We start from the raw sequence: 20,661 nt of genomic DNA, 5'->3' as shown, positions 1-20,661 counted from the left end.
TTATCTATGATTAATACTTAATTGCCATCCTCTGTTCAATTTTATCTAGTATAGTAGAAAAAACTGTACTCATTACCCAATACATTATTGCAATTGCAATGTAAAAAGGCATTACTACTAAGTGTTTTGATATAAGCAGCTGAGAGGCTCGTAATAATTCAGTTACTGTAATGGTAGAAATTAAGGAGGTTTCCTTTAGCATACCAATGAATGTATTTCCCATAGGCGCAATTGCTATTCTGCTTGCTTGGGGAAGTATTATTCTTTTCATTGCTTGGGAGTAACTCATTCCTAAGGATACAGCAGCTTCCATTTGACCTTTAGGAACAGAAAGTATTGCTCCCCTTATAGTTTCAGATAAAAAAGCACCAATGTTTATGCTTAGTGAAATAAGTGCAGCTGTTAATGGGTCAAGGGATATTCCAAAGTCAGGTAGTCCAAAATAAATTATAAATATTTGAACTAGCAGTGGAGTACCACGAATTATTGAAACATAGGTTTTAGCAAGCCTAGAAACTAATCCATTTCCTCTTAACCTAGCAACTGCAATTAACAGACCAATGATTAATCCGAAAAACATTGAAACAAGGGTTATAAACATTGTATAATATGCACCTTTTAATAGAAATCCAAACTCATTTATAACTAATTCCATGATGACCTCCTTAATTACTTAAAGTATTACATGTTAGGTTCAACTCCAAACCATTTCATAAATATTGCCTTATATGTTCCATCAGCCTTCATATCTTCTAACGCTTTATCTACAGCAGCCAAAAAATCAGGATTTTCTTTTCTCATAGCCATTCCTGCAAAGTCGGCTTTTATAGCAGTTCCTACAGCTTTAATCTTTAGGTTGTTTTTATCGACAACAGGCTTTATGGCAAAAAGGTTGTTAACTGTTGCATCAATTCTTCCAGTATTTAAATCCAGTAATGTAGTTATTACATCATTATAAGTTACAATTTCAAATGTACCTACCTTAGGCATTACAACATCTCTTAAATACTTTTCATCATTAGTACCAAGACCTACACCAATTTTCTTTCCTTTAAAATCATCAATAGATTTAATAGTTGTATTATCGTTTTTAACAATTACGTTAACCTCATTTTTTATGTATGGCTTAGAGAAATCCATTGTCTTTTTTCTTTCATCGGTAATTGCCATTTGGCTTATTACTATATCAAATTTACTTTTTTCAAGTCCACCAATCATGCTAGACCAGTCATTTGTTATAAATTCAGCTTGTACACCAATTCTTTTAGCAACTTCTTTCGCCATATCTGCATCGAATCCATCAACTTCATTTTTATCATTCATAAAGTTATATGGAGGATATGTACCCATAAGACCAACTTTCATTTTTTCAGATTTTTTTATTTGATCTAGTAGTGAAGCTTTAGTTGACTCTTCTTTTTTTGTTCCACAGCCAACAAATATAGCTGATGCTACAGTAACTGTAGCAAGTATACTTAATATTCTTTTTGATATTTTATTCATTTAAAAAATCATCCTTTCATATTGGGTATTTATTATTGAGTATCTAATATGAATTTAAATATATTATTGCTTTTCAAACTCCGGATTTTAAAAAACAAAAAAACTCCTGCCTCCATTACAGAGGCAGAAGTATACTTCCGCGGTTCCACTCTGTTTATCATGTAAAAACAAGATACATGATAACTCTTTTTTAGTATTGGTACAAACATACCTCAATGCTATAACGGGCATTCCCGCTGAAGTCTACTAGATTTCGATTCAGTGCTCAGAGATGCACTTCAATTACTTTCTACTCAAAATTCCTCACACCAAATGGAATTCCTCTCTGCAGGTTTCTTGTAATTTACTCTTCTCATCATTGCAACTTTAAAAGTTAAATTATGTTATAAATTATAGTTTCAATTTTAAAATCTGTCAATACATGTGATGAAAAAACTAATGCATGAGATTTAACATGGCATGAGGTATAAAGTTTTTATTAGATAAGTATATTTTATATAGTAGCTATTATGAGGTGAATAATTAATGAATGAGTTCCCTGATTTAGAAAACAAGATATGGAAGGCTTCAGATAAGATTAGATATTTACACAAGAAAATATATTTTTCTACATGTCCCTTTGAAAAGTGCTATTATGATTATTTGCTAAAGAAGGAAATAAGTGATTTAGAAAGGTTTTCTGATTATTTCATTAGACATGAATTTAATCAATATAGAGCTACTAGCAGAGAGGTAAGTGATACTCCGCAAAGGGAATTTACTTTAGAGGAATTAGCAACCTATGATGGTTCTATGGGGAGACCTGCTTATGTAGCGGTAAATGGAATTGTTTATGATGTAAGTTTAGAAAAAACTTGGGGAGGAGCTACTCACTTTGAATTAGTTGCAGGAAAGGATTTAACAGGAGCATTTCAAGGGTGTCATGGAAATTTAGAAGTTTTAAGAAATTTACCTAAGGTAGGAATTTTGAGAAGTTAAGGATCCATAGTCACTAATCACTAATTTCTAGTTGGTGCCAATAAATCTAGAAAACATAATCCTTAGATCCTAGAGAGGGGGAGTGAAATGCAAGACAAAATCTGTCCCATTATGGAGGGCAAGGGCAGAATTCCAAGGAAAGTTATAGATTTTACAATTCAAGGAATAAGGGAAGGTAAATTTAAAAAGATGAACCTTATTTGGCTTGAGGCATGTGGGTGTTCTGGAAACATTATCTCATTGCTAAATGCAGAAGATCCGGATGCGATTTATTTGTTAAGTGAAATGGTAAATTTAACTTATAATAATAGTCTTATGGTACAAGAGGGTAAGAGAGCTTTTGAAAAGTTTTTGCAAACTTTAGATACTGAATTTATTTTAGTGGTAGAAGGTGCAGTTGCTACAAAGGATAATGGACTTTATGATGTAGTGGCTAGATATAACGGTAAGCTTGTAACAGGTATGGAGGCTGTAAAAATGGCAGGAGAAAAGGCCAAGTATGTTTTGGCAGTGGGCTCTTGTGCAGCTTATGGAGGCCCCTCTGCTGCAAGACCAAATCCATCTGAAAGTAAAAGCGTACCTGAATTTTTGGAAAATAGAAAAGTTATAAGAGTTCCAGGATGCCCAAGTCATCCTCAGTGGATTGTAGGAACTATAGCTCATATATTATCCTTTGGAAGACCAGAGCTTGATAGAGAAAATAGACCTGTACTTTTTTATGGGGTGACTATTCATGATAGATGTGAAAGAAGAAGTTATTTTGATAAAGGTATATTTGCAAAGAAGCTAGGAGATAAGGAATGTATGTTTAAGCTTGGATGCAGGGGGCCTATAACTAGAACAGATTGCCCAATAAGAAGATGGAATGAAAGTATAAATTGGCCTATAGGTAATAATACTCCATGTATAGGGTGTGCTAGAAATGGATTTCCAGATTCCATGGAACCATTCGTTAGATATTAAAACTTTAGGAGGGATTTATGGGGGAAAAGATTGTAATAAATCCACTTACTAGAATTAGTGGATTTTTAGAAATAGAAGTTACTGTAGAAAATCATAAGGTAATAGATGCCAAGTCTAGTGGAATGCTCTTTAGAGGATTTGAAAAAATGCTTCAAGGGAGATCCCCGCTTGATGCAACATATTTTACTGAAAGAATATGTGGTATTTGTTCTGCTGCACATTCTATAGTATCTACTACCGCAGTAGAAGATGCGTTAAATATAGTACCAAATGTCAATGACTCTATGGTCAGGGAGATAATCCATGGATGTGAGTTTTTGCAAAATCATTTGAGGCATTTTTATCAATTTACCTTTCCAGACTATGTAAGAGGTCTTAAAGTTAATCCAGCCTATGAGGAAAGAGGAGTAGATTATAGGCTTCCTGAAGTTTTAGATAAAAAGCTAAGTGAAAATTATTTAGAGTCAATAAGATATAGTAGAGATGCGCATAAAGCCTTAGCTATTTTAGGGGGAAAAGCTCCTCACAATCATGGAGTATTTGTAGGAGGAGTTACAGTAAATATAGATGCTTCAAAGCTTATTGAGATAAAGTCCTTAATATCAGGAATCAAAAGTTTTATAACAAATGTAATGATTACTGACGTAGACATCATAGCTAAATATTATAATGATTATTTTTATAATGGAGAAAGCTTTGGAAATCTTATGAGTTATGGGGTTTTTGATAATTCCTTTGATGAGCCTTTTGTATATGTGAAGCCACAGATTTTAATTGGTGGAAAAAGGTATACTTTAAATGAAAAGTATATTACAGAAGGGGTATATAATTCTTGGTATGAAGGAAATAGAGAAAATATAAGACCTGAAGAAGAATATACTGAGACAAACGTGTATAAGGAAAACGCATATACCTTTATTAAAGCACCAAGATATGCAGGATTTCCAGTGGAGGTGGGACCTTTAGCTAGAATGTATTTAAGTGGGGGATATACCAGAGGAATTTCCACTATGGATAGAACCATTGCAAGGGTACTTGAAGCAGATAAAGTATGTGATATAATTTTAAATCTTTTAGATAAATTAAAAATGGAGCCTACAAATCAAACTCAGCATCAAATTCCAGATAAGGCTCAAGGCATAGGTCTTAGAGATACCACAAGAGGAGCATTAGGTCATTGGATAGCCATAGATGATAAAAAGATTAAAAATTATTCCATTATAACTCCTACGGTTTGGAACTTATCCCCTACAGATTCAAGGGGAGTAAAAGGTGTGGTGGAAAAAGCATTAATAGGAACTCATATTGAAGATAGCAAAAATCCTGTAGAAATTGGAAGAATAGTTAGAACCTTTGATCCCTGCGTTTCCTGTGCAACCCATGTTATAAGTAACAATAATCCTGATATTACTATAAAAATTGTTTAAGTATGATAAAGATTATTGCCATAGGAAATAGGCTTATGGGGGATGATGGAATAGCACTTAAGGTTTTAGAAAATATAGATAAGGATATTAAAACACTAAAGGGAGATAGAGAAGTAAATGAGGAAATAGAAGTGATTATTGGAGAAACGGATTTTATATACTGTTTAGATAATATTGATAATAATGACTTTATAATAATTCTAGATAGTACAGCTTTAGGAGTAAATCCGGGCAGCATTACAACACTCTCCTTTAATGAATATAAAAGATACTTAAATTGTGTCTCTCAACATGGATTAAATCTTGTTAATATGTTGATAAGTTATAAAAAAAATGTGGATGGAATTATTATTGGAATTGAAGCCAGTGATATTGACTTTAATTTCGATATTTCTGATACTTTAAAATTGAAATTCAGCGACATATGCAGGAATGTGTTAGAAAAGATAATGAGGATTTTAGTTGATTTTAGGACGGGTGATTAAAATGCATGAAGTGTCAGTGGCTTCGGAAATACTTCAAATTGTTTTGGAGAATGCTAAGGAAAGCAATATAAAAAAAGTAGATAAAATAATACTACAAGTAGGGGAGTTCACCTGTATTGAGGACTCCTTATTACAATTTGCATTTGAAGCAATGAAGGAAAAAGGCATATGTGAAAATGCACAGCTTTTTATAAAAAAAATAAAAGCTACTTCATATTGCGATAACTGTAAGGAGGAGTTTGAAGTTAGCTATAGAAATAGGCTTTGCCCTAAATGCAATAACTTTGGATGCAATATAGTAAAGGGATATGAATTATACCTAGAGAGTATAGAGGGGGAGTAAATTTGAAGAGAGTGTTTATAGGTGAAAAGGTTCTTAAAAATAATGATAGCATAGCAGCAAAAAATAGACGGCTTTTAAATGAAAAAGGTGTGTTCACTATAAATTTGTTAGGATCTCCTGGTTCTGGAAAGACTTCAGTACTAGAACAAATAATAAAGCTGACTAAAGAAAAGATAAATATGGCTGTAATAGAAGGTGATTTATACACAACTAAGGATGCAGAAAGAATAGAGAAACAAGGGGTAGATGTGGTGCAAGTAAACACAGGGGGAGCCTGCCATTTGGATGCATCTATGGTTGAAGAAGCCCTTGAGGAAATAAATGTAAATCAGTTACACCTTTTAGTTATAGAAAATGTAGGTAATTTAGTTTGCCCTGCATCCTTTGACTTGAGTGAAGATATGAAGGTTATAGTTATGAGCGTAACAGAGGGAAATGACAAACCGCTAAAATATCCAGCCATGTTTCAACGCTCAAAGATTTTGATACTCAATAAGATGGATATGATAAAACTTACAAACTTTGATATGGAAGAGTTTTATACAGATGCAAAATCAATAAATGGGGATATAAAAATTTTTGAAGTTTCTTGTACAACCGGAGAAGGAATCGATAATTTATGTGATTATATTAAGTCGATGATAAATCAAAAATAGATTTTAAATAAAAGCCTTTTGTTAATAAGTAACCGAAATAATGAGTTAGGGAATGGAGGGCTTATGAAAGAAGTTATAAGAAAATATATAACCGTAAAAGGAGTAGTCCAAGGAGTTGGATTTAGACCCTTTGTGTATAAGCTGGCTCAAGATAACAATCTAAATGGGTGGGTAAATAATAGTTCAAGGGGGGTGTATATAGACATAGAAGGGCAAAAGAATAATGTTTTATGTTTTATACAGAAGCTAAAGGATTCTCCCCCAAGCTTATCTAAAATAGATGAAATATCTGTGGAGGATAGAGAAAATATATATTATAAGGGTTTTGAAATACGTGATAGTAAGGAAGAAGAAAATGCAATAACATATATATCACCAGATATAGGCATATGTGAAGATTGCTTAAGGGATATAATGGATAGTCAAAACAAAAGATACAGATATGCCTTTACCAATTGTACAAACTGCGGCCCTAGATTTTCCATAATAAAAAAGCTTCCCTATGATAGAGTAGTTACCACCATGGATGAATTCCAAATGTGTGATGCTTGTTATGAAGAGTACACAAATCCTCTAAATAGAAGATTTCATGCTCAGCCTAATGCCTGCATAGAGTGTGGGCCAAAATTAGAACTTATAAATAACAAAGGTGAAAGAATATATTTGGGTGATGAAGTAAAAGAAACTATTAAACTTATTAAAGAAGGAAAGATAATCGCTATAAAGGGCATAGGTGGATTTCACCTAGTTTGTGATGGTAAAAACGAAGAAGCTATTAAACTGCTTAGAGATAGAAAGAATAGGCCTAAGAAGCCATTGGCATTAATGATAAAAGATGTTGAAACTGTAAAGAATCATTGCTATTTAAGTGAAAAAGAAGAGAGTACATTAAAAGACAATAAAAGATCTATAGTTTTATTAAGTAAAAGAGAAGAAAATTTACCAATAAATATAGCACCTAATAATAAATGTTTTGGAGTAATGTTACCCTATACCCCACTCCATTATCTTTTATTTGAGTATGACATAGAAGTTTTAGTTATGACTAGTGCAAATGCAGCTGGTCTTCCAATGATATATAGGAATTCTGAGGCATTAGATAAGCTAAGGAATATTGCAGATTATTTTTTATTGCACAATAGAGATATACATATGCCTGTGGATGATTCTATAGTCAAAGTTATTTTGAATGAAGAAAGGGTAATTAGAAGTTCTAGGGGATATGCGCCAATTTATATTAAACAAAAGGGGATAAGGGATATTTTGGCTTGCGGCTCTCAGTTAAAAAATACCTTTGCCCTATCTAAAAATGAAAATATAATAGTAAGCCCTTATATAGGTGATATGGAAAATATAGAAACCTATGATAACTTTGAAAAAAATGTAGAGCATATTAAATGTATATACAATATTAAGCCTAAAATAATAGCTTATGACATGCATCCAAGTTATTGGTGTAGAGAATATGTAGAGAATCAGAACACAATAAATATGGAAGTTCAGCATCATCATGCCCATATAGTAAGTTGTATGGTTGAAAATAATATCAAAGAAAAGGTTATTGGAATAGCTTATGATGGGGTAGGCTATGGAACAGATGGAACCATTTGGGGCGGGGAATTTATAATATGTGATTATAAGGATTTTAAAAGAATAGCACACTTGAATTATGCACAAATGCCAGGAGGAGATACAGCAACCAAGGAACCTTGGAAGATGGCTGTGAGCTATATTTATGAAGCTTATAAGAATAGTGAATCTAGGGCTTTAATAAGTAATGAAGATATTTTAAGTACCAAAAATTATGTTGAAGATATAAATAGCATACAGAAAAATATTCCTAAAGTTTTAAAGGATAATAATATAAAATCCATAATTACCATGATAAAAAATAATATAAACTCTCCTAAATGTTCAAGTATGGGAAGATTATTTGATGCAGTGTCTGGAATGTTAGGGTTTCTAGGCAAAGTGACCTTTGAGGGGGAAGCAGCAATATTTTTGGAAAACATTGCTGATAAAAATGAACAAGGTAGCTACGATTATGAAATAATATATCAAGATAAGGATTATATAATAAACACAAGCAAAGCAATACAGGAGATAATTCAGGATATAAATAATGGAGTAGGGCTTGATATTATATCTAAAAGGTTTCACAATACTGTAATAGACTTTACAGTGAAAATGTGCAGTATTTTACGAGAGGCTTTAAATATAAATAAGGTAGTATTAAGCGGGGGAGTGTTTCAAAATGAAATAATTCTTAAGGGGGTATATGAAAAATTAAATTATAAAGACTTTGAAGTATATACCCATAAATCCATACCTTGTAATGACAGTGGAATATGTCTTGGGCAAATAGTTATAGCTAATTCAAAGTTTAGGGAGGAATAACCTTATGTGTATAGCAGTTCCTGTGGAAATTATAGAGATATATGAAAATGAGGCCTTAGTAAACTTTATAGGAGTAAAAAAGAAAGTGAATACTTCATTAATAGAAGATATAACCTTAGGAGATTATGTACTTCTTCATGCAGGATGCGCTATAGAGAAGCTTAATAAGGAAGAAGCAGAGGAGACTCTAAGGATATTTGAATCGCTAATTACTAATTTCTAGTTTCTAGTTTTTAGCCAATTGAAGTGCTTAGACTTATTAAAAATAGTTAACTTAGGGATTGGAGATTGTTATGAAGTATATAAATGATTTTAGAAACTACAAATTATCACAAAGGGTTATAAAAGAAATAGAAGCTTTAACGGATAATAACATTACTATAATGGAGGTTTGTGGTACCCATACTATGTCTATATGTAAAAATGGAATAAAAGAACTTTTGCCTAAAAATATAAGACTTATATCGGGACCTGGCTGTCCTGTATGTGTAACCCCACAAAGTTATATAGATGCATCCATAGAGCTCTCTAAGAGAAAGGATGTTATAATTACAACTTTTGGAGATATGATAAATGTTCCAGGAAGTTCAAGTTCTCTTAAAACTCAAAGAGCATTAGGATCAGAGATTAAAGTAGTATATTCTCCATTGGATTCTTTAAAAATTGCAAGGCAAAACTTGGATAAGGAAGTAGTGTTTTTGGGTGTAGGCTTTGAAACTACAGCGCCAATTATAGCTCTTTCTATTTTAAAGGCTAAAGATGAAAATATAAGTAATTTTAGTGTGTTTCAATGCATAAAAACCATGCCAAATGTTATGAAAAAGCTAGTAGAAGATAAAGAAATTAATATAGATGGATTTTTGTGTCCAGGCCACGTAAGTGCGATTATAGGGGCTAGGGCCTTTGAGTTTTTATCTAGTGAGTTTAATATCCCATGTGTAGTAGCAGGATTTGAATATAATGATATAATATATGCTATTTATATGATAGCTAATATTATAGCTAAAGGAGAAAGTGAAATTAAAAATATATACGGCAGGTTTGTTAAATATGAAGGGAATGAAAAAGCCCAACATATTATAAGTAAGATATTTACTTCATCAGGTAGTAGTTGGAGGGGGCTTGGATATATAGATGGTACAGGCCTTGAACTTAATGAAGAATATAAAAACTATGATGCAAAGGAAAAGTTCAACTTAAACATGGTAAATTTAGATATAGCCACAGGCTGTATTTGTGAAGAAGTATTAAAAGGCATTAAAGAACCTACAGATTGTAAATTGTTTCATAGGGTGTGCAATCCATCAAACCCAGTAGGCGCTTGCATGGTATCACAAGAGGGGGCATGTGGTATTTATTATAAATTTAGATTAGATAAATAGATAATTCAAATAAAAGGTATATGAGGTGGAAAAAGTATGAATTTAATTACTTTATCTCATGGAAGCGGTGGAATAAAGACTCACAATCTTATTAAAGATATATTTTATCACTATTTTAAAAATGATATACTACTTCAACAAAATGATGCGAGCATACTACATAAGTTAAGCGGCAAAATAGCGGTAACTACAGATTCCTTTGTGGTAAGCCCTACATTCTTTAAAGGTGGGGATATAGGAAAGCTTTCTATATGTGGTACTGTAAATGATTTAGCGGTAAGTGGAGCCAAGCCTTTATATATTACGGCAGGATTTATATTAGAAGAAGGACTTTCTATAGATATTTTAGAAAAAGTAGTTATATCTATGGCCGAAACTGCAAGGAAAGCTGATGTTTATATAGTTGCAGGAGATACAAAGGTTGTAGAAAGGGGCAAGGGAGATAAAATATATATAAACACCACAGGCATAGGAATAGTGGAAGATAACAAAGAGGTTTTGGGAATAGAAAAAATAAAACAAGGGGACAAGGTTATAATAAGTGGAACTCTAGGAGATCATGGAATGTGCATAATGAGTGAAAGAGAAGAACTAGGTTTTGATGTAAGCATAAAAAGTGACTGTGCACCATTAAATGATATTACAAGGAATATATTAAGTGTAAGTAAAAATGTGAAAATAATGCGAGATCCAACTCGTGGGGGACTTGCTACCACCTTAAATGAAATAGCGGAGCAAAGAGGCATTAGTATAATGCTTTATGAAAAAGAAATACCTGTAAAAAAAGAAGTTTTAGGCATGTGTGAAATGCTAGGGTTTGATCCACTATATGTAGCCAATGAAGGAAAAATTGTATTGATAGTGTCGAATGAAGATGCAGAAACAGTTTTAAATGTAATGAAGAAAAATTCTTTAGGAGAAGATGCTAAGATCATAGGAGCGGTTATAAATGATGGAAAGGATAAACTTTACTTGAAAACTGAAGCTGGTGGGACTAGAATACTTAATATGTATGAAGAAGAAATGCTGCCAAGGATATGCTGAAAATTATGTAACAATAAACTCATATCTGTATGGTGTTTCTGTAGTTGTAACATGGTAAATTCAATAAAGATAAAGACTTCCAGTTGATATTGATTTAAAATATTAACTGGAAGATTTTTATATGTAATTATTCTGATTGTTCTTCAGGAAGGTTTACAACTTCTAAATTGCTATTTCTATTATCTAAGGTATTAAAATTTATATGGTGAACAGTTATATCTTGGTTATTTCCCATAATAAATTTATCTAAGTGGATTCGGCCCTTAGGAGTATTTGCAACAGCCCAAGGCTTTTCGCCTATTCTATGATAAACCCATGGATATCCATTGTTTAGCACTCTATATAAATCCTTCTTATCAATTATAGCGCGGCCTTTCTCAATACCGTTGTTGTCTCTAAGTACTATCTCAGCAGTTTCATCAAATTCTTTATAGTCATTGTAGGAATTTTTATTGTATATTTCTAAATTAGATTTTCTGTTATCTAAAGTATCTCCGTTTAAATGTCTTATAGGAGTTTTAGTAGATACACCTAAAATAAATGAATGTAAACTTTCCTTTTGTTTTTCTTGAGGTATGTAATGCATAGCTAAATAACTGTTAAAATCTTTATGCCACTGAGCAGCCCAGCCACCTCTATCAAGGACTCTTTGTAAATCTTCAGCATCTATTTTAGCATCAATTATTGCGCCGTCTTTTTTAACTAATTTTAAGTAGGCAATATCTCCTTTTATTTCATATTCATTATTTTTAATTTCAAATTTCTTTTTAATGATAAAGCACCTCTTTCTTTTGTTTTACAATAAACATTAAATCCGTTCAGTGATATATTATAACACAATTATGTATAATATATTTGCCAAATTTACAAAGATTTAATCATAATATTAGAACCAGAAGAATTAAGGATATGATTGACTTATGGCGGTTATTACTATATTAAATTTTAAAATCTCTAACATATTGAGTAGAAAAGTTTTGTAGAATTTTTTAAACATATTGTATTTTAAAATTAATTAATATATTATATATGGTATACATTTCATGCGGTAATAAGTATTTGCTGTATATACATATACTTATTATGCAGATGTGGGGTATTAAGTTTATAAACAAAATATTATAAAAAATTTAAGGGGGCATACTTATGAAATCTATTATTACTGTTTTAGGAAAAGACAGAACAGGCATCATTGCAGGGGTAAGCAATGTATTAGCCGAAGCTAATGTAAATATTCTAGATATAAGTCAAACGATTTTACAAGAGTATTTTACTATGATTATGCTAGTTGACCTATCTAATTCATCAAAGTCTTTTAAGGAATTGAAAGATATTTTAGATTTAAAGAGCAAAGAAATGAATTTATCTATTAAAATTCAGCATGAAGACATATTCAATTCAATGCATAATATATAAGGTAGGTGCAGATATGATTAATCAAAACAAAATAATTGAAACAATTAAAATGATAGAAAAAGAAAAACTAGATATTAGAACTATAACTATGGGAATTTCTCTAATGGATTGTTGTGATTCAGATGGAAAAAGGGCTCGTCAAAAAATATATGATAAGATTACAAGATATGCTGAAAGGTTAGTTAGTGTTGGAAATGAAATAGAAAGAGAATACGGAATTCCTATCATAAATAAAAGAATATCTGTAACTCCTATATCTTTAGTTGCTGGGTGCTCTGGTGATGAAAACTATGTTGAATTTGCTAAAATATTAGACAAAGCTGCTTCTACTGTGGGAGTTAATTTTATAGGTGGTTTCTCAGCTCTAATACATAAAGGTTATTCAGAAGGAGACAGAAAGTTAATTGCATCTATTCCAGAGGCTTTAAGCGTAACAGAAAAGGTTTGTTCTTCTGTTAATATAGCTACAAGTAGAGCAGGAATAAATATGGATGCAGTAAGAGATATGGGAGAAGTTATAAAGAAAACAGCAGAACTTACTAAAGATACGGATGGCCTTGGATGTGCTAAACTTGTAATATTTGCGAATGCAGTTGAAGATAATCCATTTATGGCAGGCGCTTTCCATGGTGTTGGAGAAGCAGAATGCGTCATAAATGTAGGGGTAAGCGGACCTGGTGTTGTAAAGAAAGCGCTTGAGTCTGTTAAAGGGGAGAGCTTTGATGTAGTTGCTGAAACTATAAAGAAAACAGCCTTTAAAATTACAAGAATGGGGCAGTTGGTCGCAGCAGAAGCTTCTAGAAGACTTGAGGTTCCTTTTGGAATAATAGACTTATCACTAGCGCCTACTCCAGCAGTTGGAGATAGTGTGGCTCATATTTTTGAGGAAATGGGACTTGAAAGAGCTGGTGCACCAGGTACTACTGCTGCTTTAGCAATGTTAAATGATGCAGTAAAAAAAGGCGGAGTTATGGCTGCATCTAGAGTTGGAGGTCTTAGTGGTGCATTTATTCCTGTAAGTGAAGATGCTGGAATGATTGATGCAGTATTAGAGGGAGCATTAAACTTAGAAAAGTTAGAAGCTATGACTTGTGTATGTTCTGTAGGTCTTGATATGATTGCAATTCCTGGAGATACATCAGCTGAAACTATTTCTGCCATTATTGCAGATGAAGCTGCCATAGGAGTTATAAACAATAAAACTACAGCTGTTAGAATAATTCCTGCTCCTGGGAAAGTGGTGGGAGATATGGTTGAATTTGGTGGACTTTTAGGGAGAGCTCCTGTTATGCAGGTAAGCAAATTCAGTAGTAGTGACTTTATTAAAAGAGGAGGTCAAATTCCGGCTCCAATCCATAGTTTTAAAAATTAGTATATAGAAATTGATGATAAATATAATTACTTTAGGCTGTTGACAATATATTTTGTTAACAGCCTTTTTATATGTTTTATGCATAAAACATATAAAAAGGCTGTTTTTGAATAATTAGATGTTCTTTAGATGCTGATTCATTATAATTAAATTGGGGAATGTTATAAAAATATTAAAGTGGACGGAGGTATATAAAAATGAGCCAATCTAATGTGGGATATAGTGAGGAAGAAAATCAGTTAATTTTTAATATAATAGAAAAAGTTATACCGCTATTTCATGATTTAATCCCTCTCGATAATACAATATCAATGACTGATAAGGAAAAATTTATATACTCTATTCCTGGTGAGGAAATTAATATTGGAGATATAGTAGGAAAGCCATTTCCAAAGGGGAGTACCATACCTCAGGTTTTAAATTCAGGTAAGCCTAAAAGCGGGGAAGTAGCAAAAGAAGCTTATGGTGTTCCATTTAAAACCACAGGAGTACCTATAAAAAGTGATGATGGCAGAATAATTGGTACAATAAATCTTGCACTTAATTTAAGTACTCAACATACTTTATTGGAGTCAACTGAAACTATTATCTCTTCATCACAACAGCTTGCTTCTACGTCTGAAGAGATTGCAGCTTCATCGCAAATATTGTCTGAGAGCATCGCATATATACAAAGTCTATCGGAAGGTGTTATGGAGCATATTGAAAGCACCAGTAAAATATTGAATTTTGTTAATGGAGTGGCAGCAAATTGTAATCTTTTAGGCTTAAATGCAGCTATAGAAGCAGCAAGAGCTGGGGAATCAGGAAGAGGATTTGCTGTTGTAGCAAAGGAAATTCGTAAGTTAGCTGAAAGTAGTGCAAGTTCGGTAAAAGAAATTAAAGAAATACTTAATGTTATTAATAAGGACATGAATAATTTATTTAATAAAATAAATGAGGCAAGTGAATCGATTCTTGTACAAGCATCTGCCACAGAAGAAATTGCAGCTTCAGCAGAGCAGCTAACAAGTTGTGCCCAAGATATTGGGAAAGTTGCAAAAGTGATTTAAAAAAGAACAGGCCGTATACATAAGAATATGTATACGGCCTTAAACTCAAATCTAACTAATTTTATACTAACTTAGTAGTATTTTTTAGTTCCTAAAGTTTCCTGAACTTCTCTTAGAGCTTCTCCAAATCTTTGAAAATGAACTATTTCACGTTCTCTTAAAAATCTAAGAACCTTATTTACATCTTCATTATCACTTAATGTAATTAACCATTCATAGGTAGCACGAGCTTTTTCTTCAGCTGCTAAGTCCTCGTGTAAGTCTGTTACTGGATTTCCTTTTGCCTGAATATAAGTTGCAGTCCATGGATTTCCAGTTGCATCTACGTAGAATAATGCTTTATCATGATCAGCAAAATGACCACCTAAGCCGGCCTTTTCTAATTCCTCAACTGAAGCATTATTAACTAATTGATAAACCATTGTAGCAATAATTTCAAGATGAGCTAGTTCTTCCGTTCCAATGTCATTACATACTGCCTTAGTAGTTCCAGTAGGCATGGAATATCTTTGATTTAAATATCTTAAAGCTGCAGCTAATTCTCCATCAGGTCCGCCATATTGGGTTATTAGATACTTAGCTAATTTTACATCTTTACAATTTTTTATGTCTACAGGACATTGTAGTTTTTTTTCATAAATCCACATTTCGTACCCCTCCTATTCACCTGTTTCCCAAGGCCATGGTTCGTTTGCCCACTGCCAAGAAGTTTTATTCTGCGAAAATCCAAAGTTTAATAAAGGACCATATTCCTTTTCGTATAACATTTTTAGCTTCATTAATTTATCTGCATAATAATTAAAGTCATCAAAAGCCTTTTTATTGGTAGGATGGGTATCTAAATATAGGTTTAATTCGAGAGTAGCAAATTCTATTTCTCTAATTTTATCGAGCAAGTCTTTTCTGCTCATGCAATCGGACATTGTATTTCCTCCTATTAAAATTATTAAATATATAATTAAAATATAAAATTAATTGTTACTTCGATTTTAACATTTACTATCTTTATCAAAGTAAGGATCATAAAGATCTGCAAATATTGTTCCCATACGTAATGCTTTTTTTAGAGATACTAAATTACAATAAGGTTGATCAGGAACATATGCCTGACCTAGTTTTGTACATCTAACGTTAATATTTGCACAAGCTGCGCGGGATTGTTCAAATCTAGCTTTTTTTGGTTTGCATTTTCCGCCACGCATATCTATAGGAGATTGCACGGGCATTACTTCCTCATTTTCATAAGTCTCATCAGCGTCATCAAAGATTTCCATTGACATTGGATCAGGGTCTAAATAGTACATTATGAATTTCACTCCTTATATATTAACTACACTAGTATCTTATTCAAAACAGCAAAAAAGTGTGTAATATTTTATGCGAATAAATTCATAAATATGTCATCACACATTAAATTCTTTTTCATATAATATTTTGAAATAAATGTAGGAGAAAGTTTTTGCTATGATGTGGAGTAAGACGTATTTAATTAATTTTTTTAAAGAATTTTTACCACCTCAGTCGAAACTTTTATTTTTAAAGTTACCTTATAGGAGGCCCGCAATTATTGCAGCAGATTTAGATGGAGATGGAAGAAAAGAATTAGTTGGTGCTTACAAACTAGATGGAGAAAATCATATTATTGTGCTAAAAAACTATTCTGGAAAGTGGAGAATACTTTCAAGTATTAAGGGGAAAGGATTTGATATAAACTATCTCAATGCTCTCCCAATTACAAACAGTAAAGTTAATAACTTAATTATAGGATGGCAATTTGGAGCAGTATGGGCAATGTTAGATATTTTAGAATGGACAGAACAAGGATTTAAATATGCAGTTAAGGGCTTGGAGTATAGTAAGATTGAAATAGAAGATATATCAAGTAAAAATGGAAAAGACGGAAAGTATGAAATAGCAGTTTGGATTCATGATACAGGAGAAGCATATAAAATTGAAGTTTATAGATGGAATAATGGGAAATTAGTTTCTGCACCAGATTTATATCCTTATTATTTTAAGAAGGTAGTTACATTTTATAAGGAAAAAGTAAAGGAAATGCCCGAAGCAAGCTTCTATTGGTATTACTTGGTCGATTCTCAAATAAAAGCCGGAGATCCAAAGGCGGCATTGAAATCTATTGATGCAGCTATGAAACTTCAATATCAATATCCATCTAAAGAAGAATTATTTAGGTTAAGAGAAAAAGCATTATTAATGACAAGAAATAGAGTTTCAAAGTTATATCCTGTATCTATTAAAACTTTGAATGGAGTAAAGTGGGGATATATAGATAATAAAGGCGATATTGTAATTAAACCCCAATATGACTATGCTAAAGACTTTGAAGATAATGGTCTTGCTGTTGTAGAAATTAACGGCAAAGCTGGAGCTATAAATGAATCTAATGATTTTGTTATACCACCAAAATATGAAACAATTACAGAGTTTTCAGAAGGGCTTGCACAGGTAGTTGATAATGGGATATTTAAGGTAATAGATACAAAGGGCAAAGTACTAACCCCTAAGGGATATAGTTATATAGGCAGCTACAATGAAGGAAGGGTTATAGTTTATAATATAAACGCAGAGGGTAAGTTACTTTACGGATATCTAGATGCGAGAGGACAAGAAGTAATACCGCTTAAATATGAATCAGCTAGCGACTTTAAAGAAGGCAAAGCCGTAGTTAAGATTAGAGAAAATCAATATGCTCTTATAGACATTAATGGGAAGATGCTTAAAATTTATAATTATACCTTTGTAGGAGATTTAGGAGATGGACTTTTAGCCTTTAAAGAAAATACAGCAGGTGATTTTGGGTTTATTAATGAGAGCGGAGAAGTTGTTATAGTACCTCAATATTCAGGAGTTCAAGCTTTTGAGGAAGGAAGAGCTGTGGTAAATACTTCTGAAGATTTTAAAAATAAATATGGACTTATAGATAAAAAAGGAAAATTTATAATAAAGCCAGAGTATAATGATGTAAACTTGCTAGGGGAAGGAATGGTGGATGTAGGAAAAGCAATAGACCCTGAAAAGCCCTATATAGGTTCGAAATATGCAATTGCAGATATTAATGGTAAGTTTCTTACGGAGTTTATATATAATAATGTTTCAAATTATAAAGATGGATTAGCTTCAGCAAGTGACGATAAAAATACATTTTTCATTGATAGAACTGGAAATAAAGTAAAAAACCTACCCGTGTTAAGTGGTGGCGGAACGGTATCTATGGATGAAAATTTAATAAAGGCAAATATAGATTATAGAATGTTTTACTTAGATAAAACAGGGAAAGTAATATGGAGACAAAATACAATAATTCCTTTAAATAATAAATATAAAATTATAGAAGAAAAATTTAAGCCTAATGTAAATTATTTAGTTTATTATCCACAAGTACAGGACATGGATGACAAGAATGTAGAGAAGGAAGTAAATAAGAGATTAAAGGAATTGTCTCAAGTTAAGGATATAGACAGTGATGCTAAACTTGATTATAACTATACAGGAGATTTTTTGGTAGAATTTTTTAAAAAGAGCTTGGCTGTTTTAGAGCTTAATGATTATCAGTACTATTTTGGAGCAGCTCATGGTATGCCTACAAAAAATTATCCTCATATAAATCTTATTAATGGAAGCTTTTATGAATTGAAAAATTTATTTAAGCCTAACAGTGACTATGTAAAAATTATTAGTGACATCATAGGAAATCAAATAAAAAATGACGAACAGTATTCATATTTATTTCCAGATGCTTATAAGGGAATTGCGCCAAATCAATCATTCTTTGTGGATGAAACCAATTTATATATTTATTTTGCTCCTTATGAAATAGCTCCCTTTGTAGCGGGATTTCCTACTTTTAAAATACCATTTGATCAGATTATGAATATAATTGATACGCAAGGAGAATTTTGGAGAAGCTTTCATTAGTATATATTATTGCCACTTGTAAGATATAATTCATCTCACAAGTGGCTTGAAACTTTTATATATAAATCTTAAAATTAATATTAAAAGTGCTTAAATACATAAGGAGATATTAAGATGAATTGGATAGTAAAAAAGTTTAATGAACTTACTCCACATGATCTTTATAAAATTTTGAAAGAAAGGATAAATGTTTTTGTAGTGGAGCAAAACTGTCCTTACGAAGAGTGCGATGATAAGGACTTGAAGTCACTACACCTGTATTCAGAGGATAAAGGGCGTATAACAGCCTACTGTAGACTTTTGTACCCAGGAGTGTCTTATAATGAAGCTGCCATAGGAAGAGTACTTATTAGCGAAGAATATAGAAGAAAGGGCATTGCTGCAAAAATGCTTAAAAAGGCAATTGAAATAATTAAAGATGAAATGGGAGAAAAATGTATAAAACTTTCAGCTCAGGTATATGCGAAAAGATTATATGAGCAAGTTGGTTTTAAAGAGTGTTCAGAAATCTACAATGAGGATGGAATTCCTCATGTAGAAATGATTTATAAATTTAATTAATGATAAAAACATGTTATCTTGACAATTTTTATTTTCTGTGAAATAATGGTTAAAAGTAGATATCAGTACCTTTAATTCGGTCCAGAGAGACTGACAAGGTTAGCGGAATGTATTATACATAAAGTTATATCAATATTTTAATATGTTTTTAAATTATTGATAAGTTAAGTGATTTATAACGCATAAAATTAAGCTTCCTTTCAGGTTCCTGAAAGGAAGCTTTTGTGTTTTATAATCACTCTTTCCTTAATGGTGCTGATATGAAAATTAAGGAGGGTTTTTTTATGAGTAATAAAAATTATGATAAGGATTTTTCGCTTCAAGCGGTGTCAAATGAAAGAAGGAAGAGAAGGACATTGTGATATACTAATAACAGATGGAATTATAAATAAAATTCATAAAAACATAGATTCAAAAGATGAAAATATAATAGATGCAAAAGGCGGCCTTGTGATGCCACCATTCATAGAACCTCATGTGCATTTAGATGCAGCATTAACTGCCGGAGAGCCTAGATGGAATGAAAGTGGAACTTTATTTGAAGGAATTCAGTGCTGGGCAGAGAGAAAGCCATATCTTACAGCCGAAGATGTTAAAGCTAGGGCAAAAAAGGCGATTGAATGGCAAATAGCAAATGGAATTCAATATATAAGAACCCATGTAGATGTTACAGATGAAAAATTAACTGCTCTAAAGGCCTTGATTGAAGTTAAAGATGAACTAAAGGACTATGTTACTCTTCAAATAGTGGCTTTTCCTCAAGAGGGAATACTTTCTTATCCAAATGGATTTGAACTTTTAGAAGAATCTCTAAAACTAGGGGCAGATGTTATAGGGGCGATTCCTCACTTTGAGTTCACGAGAGAATATGGAGTACAGTCTATAGAGAAAATATTTGAACTTGCAATAAAATACAATAAACTCATAGATGTACATTGTGATGAAATTGATGATGAACAATCTAGGTTTTTAGAAGTTGTGGCAGCTAAAGCCTATGAGTATAGTATTGGGCCTAAGGTAACTGCCAGTCATACCACAGCGATGCATTCCTATAATAATGCATATACGTATAAATTATTTAGGCTTTTAAAATTATCAAGCATAAACTTTGTAGCAAATCCTTTAGTTAATACTCATCTTCTAGGG

Annotated in this window: 21 protein-coding genes, 1 pseudogene and 1 other annotated feature; of the genes and pseudogenes, 16 read left to right on the top strand and 6 right to left on the bottom strand. The window is 32.1% G+C overall.

Annotation, left to right across the window (positions count from 1 at the left end; genetic code table 11):
- Positions 1-10 precede the first annotated feature (10 nt).
- Positions 11-655, bottom strand: coding sequence for an amino acid ABC transporter permease (locus tag JOC70_RS09480; RefSeq protein WP_204598643.1), 645 nt, complete (start codon positions 653-655; stop codon positions 11-13).
- Between the two features lie 26 nt (positions 656-681).
- Positions 682-1,503, bottom strand: a complete 822-nt coding sequence (locus JOC70_RS09475) for a transporter substrate-binding domain-containing protein (RefSeq protein WP_204598641.1) — start codon at positions 1,501-1,503, stop codon at positions 682-684.
- 116 nt (positions 1,504-1,619) lie between these two features.
- Positions 1,620-1,871 (bottom strand) — a binding site (T-box leader).
- A 157-nt stretch (positions 1,872-2,028) separates the two neighbouring features.
- On the opposite strand from JOC70_RS09475, the gene JOC70_RS09470 reads away from it, so the two are divergent.
- From JOC70_RS09470 to hypE, 10 genes are all read left to right on the top strand, one after another.
- Positions 2,029-2,481: a cytochrome b5 domain-containing protein gene (locus JOC70_RS09470; protein WP_204598640.1), complete on the top strand. Its 453-nt coding sequence runs from the start codon at positions 2,029-2,031 to the stop codon at positions 2,479-2,481.
- A gap of 87 nt (positions 2,482-2,568) precedes the next feature.
- On the top strand, positions 2,569-3,444 hold the full coding sequence (locus JOC70_RS09465; protein ID WP_204598639.1) for a hydrogenase small subunit: 876 nt from the start codon (positions 2,569-2,571) through the stop codon (positions 3,442-3,444).
- A 17-nt stretch (positions 3,445-3,461) separates the two neighbouring features.
- A complete protein-coding gene (locus JOC70_RS09460) occupies positions 3,462-4,871 on the top strand; it encodes a nickel-dependent hydrogenase large subunit (RefSeq protein ID WP_204598638.1) in 1,410 nt (469 codons plus the stop codon).
- Positions 4,872-4,873: 2 nt separating this feature from the next.
- Positions 4,874-5,356, top strand: coding sequence for a hydrogenase maturation protease (locus JOC70_RS09455; RefSeq protein WP_279381247.1), 483 nt, complete (start codon positions 4,874-4,876; stop codon positions 5,354-5,356).
- Between the two features lies 1 nt (position 5,357).
- The gene (gene hypA / locus JOC70_RS09450) at positions 5,358-5,699 is read left to right on the top strand and encodes a hydrogenase maturation nickel metallochaperone HypA (protein ID WP_204598636.1); all 342 of its coding nucleotides are present in this window, start codon (positions 5,358-5,360) and stop codon (positions 5,697-5,699) included.
- Between the two features lie 2 nt (positions 5,700-5,701).
- A complete protein-coding gene (gene hypB / locus JOC70_RS09445; RefSeq protein WP_204598635.1) occupies positions 5,702-6,355 on the top strand; it encodes a hydrogenase nickel incorporation protein HypB in 654 nt (217 codons plus the stop codon).
- A 63-nt stretch (positions 6,356-6,418) separates the two neighbouring features.
- Positions 6,419-8,752 (top strand): carbamoyltransferase HypF, encoded by a 2,334-nt coding sequence (gene hypF / locus JOC70_RS09440; protein WP_204598634.1) that lies wholly within the window; start codon positions 6,419-6,421, stop codon positions 8,750-8,752.
- 4 nt (positions 8,753-8,756) lie between these two features.
- Positions 8,757-8,975 (top strand): HypC/HybG/HupF family hydrogenase formation chaperone, encoded by a 219-nt coding sequence (locus JOC70_RS09435; protein ID WP_204598633.1) that lies wholly within the window; start codon positions 8,757-8,759, stop codon positions 8,973-8,975.
- A gap of 70 nt (positions 8,976-9,045) precedes the next feature.
- Positions 9,046-10,134: a hydrogenase formation protein HypD gene (hypD, locus tag JOC70_RS09430; RefSeq protein ID WP_204598632.1), complete on the top strand. Its 1,089-nt coding sequence runs from the start codon at positions 9,046-9,048 to the stop codon at positions 10,132-10,134.
- Between the two features lie 36 nt (positions 10,135-10,170).
- A complete protein-coding gene (gene hypE, locus JOC70_RS09425; RefSeq protein WP_204598631.1) occupies positions 10,171-11,178 on the top strand; it encodes a hydrogenase expression/formation protein HypE in 1,008 nt (335 codons plus the stop codon).
- A gap of 127 nt (positions 11,179-11,305) precedes the next feature.
- Here the strand turns inward: hypE and JOC70_RS09420 are convergent, their stop codons facing one another.
- Entirely contained in the window at positions 11,306-11,764 is a 459-nt protein-coding gene (locus JOC70_RS09420) for a hypothetical protein (protein WP_207755281.1), read from the bottom strand.
- A 560-nt stretch (positions 11,765-12,324) separates the two neighbouring features.
- Here JOC70_RS09420 and JOC70_RS09415 point away from each other — a divergent pair.
- From JOC70_RS09415 to JOC70_RS19400, 3 genes are all read left to right on the top strand, one after another.
- Positions 12,325-12,594: an ACT domain-containing protein gene (locus JOC70_RS09415; RefSeq protein ID WP_204598630.1), complete on the top strand. Its 270-nt coding sequence runs from the start codon at positions 12,325-12,327 to the stop codon at positions 12,592-12,594.
- 13 nt (positions 12,595-12,607) lie between these two features.
- On the top strand, positions 12,608-13,966 hold the full coding sequence (locus JOC70_RS09410) for a PFL family protein (RefSeq protein ID WP_204598629.1): 1,359 nt from the start codon (positions 12,608-12,610) through the stop codon (positions 13,964-13,966).
- Between the two features lie 197 nt (positions 13,967-14,163).
- On the top strand, positions 14,164-15,018 hold the full coding sequence (locus JOC70_RS19400) for a methyl-accepting chemotaxis protein (RefSeq protein WP_204598628.1): 855 nt from the start codon (positions 14,164-14,166) through the stop codon (positions 15,016-15,018).
- A gap of 71 nt (positions 15,019-15,089) precedes the next feature.
- Here the strand turns inward: JOC70_RS19400 and JOC70_RS09400 are convergent, their stop codons facing one another.
- The 3 genes from JOC70_RS09400 to JOC70_RS09390 form a co-directional block, all read right to left on the bottom strand.
- Complete coding sequence (locus JOC70_RS09400; protein ID WP_035304940.1) at positions 15,090-15,665, bottom strand: manganese catalase family protein; 576 nt, start codon at positions 15,663-15,665, stop codon at positions 15,090-15,092.
- A 12-nt stretch (positions 15,666-15,677) separates the two neighbouring features.
- Entirely contained in the window at positions 15,678-15,941 is a 264-nt protein-coding gene (locus JOC70_RS09395) for a spore coat protein CotJB (RefSeq protein ID WP_204598627.1), read from the bottom strand.
- Between the two features lie 66 nt (positions 15,942-16,007).
- Positions 16,008-16,322, bottom strand: a complete 315-nt coding sequence (locus tag JOC70_RS09390) for a spore coat associated protein CotJA (protein ID WP_243429092.1) — start codon at positions 16,320-16,322, stop codon at positions 16,008-16,010.
- Between the two features lie 160 nt (positions 16,323-16,482).
- Between JOC70_RS09390 and JOC70_RS09385 the strand changes: the two genes are divergently transcribed.
- From JOC70_RS09385 to JOC70_RS09375, 3 genes and pseudogenes are all read left to right on the top strand, one after another.
- Complete coding sequence (locus JOC70_RS09385; RefSeq protein WP_243429091.1) at positions 16,483-18,954, top strand: WG repeat-containing protein; 2,472 nt, start codon at positions 16,483-16,485, stop codon at positions 18,952-18,954.
- 114 nt (positions 18,955-19,068) lie between these two features.
- Complete coding sequence (locus JOC70_RS09380) at positions 19,069-19,515, top strand: GNAT family N-acetyltransferase (protein ID WP_204598626.1); 447 nt, start codon at positions 19,069-19,071, stop codon at positions 19,513-19,515.
- 333 nt (positions 19,516-19,848) lie between these two features.
- Positions 19,849-20,661: pseudogene (locus tag JOC70_RS09375) on the top strand (amidohydrolase family protein); the annotation flags it as partial.

The sequence above is a fragment of the Clostridium pascui genome, from assembly GCF_016908015.1.
GTDB classification, from domain to species: Bacteria; Bacillota; Clostridia; order Clostridiales; family Clostridiaceae; genus Clostridium_AK; species Clostridium_AK pascui.
This window is presented reverse-complemented; position numbering and strand designations above follow the sequence as displayed.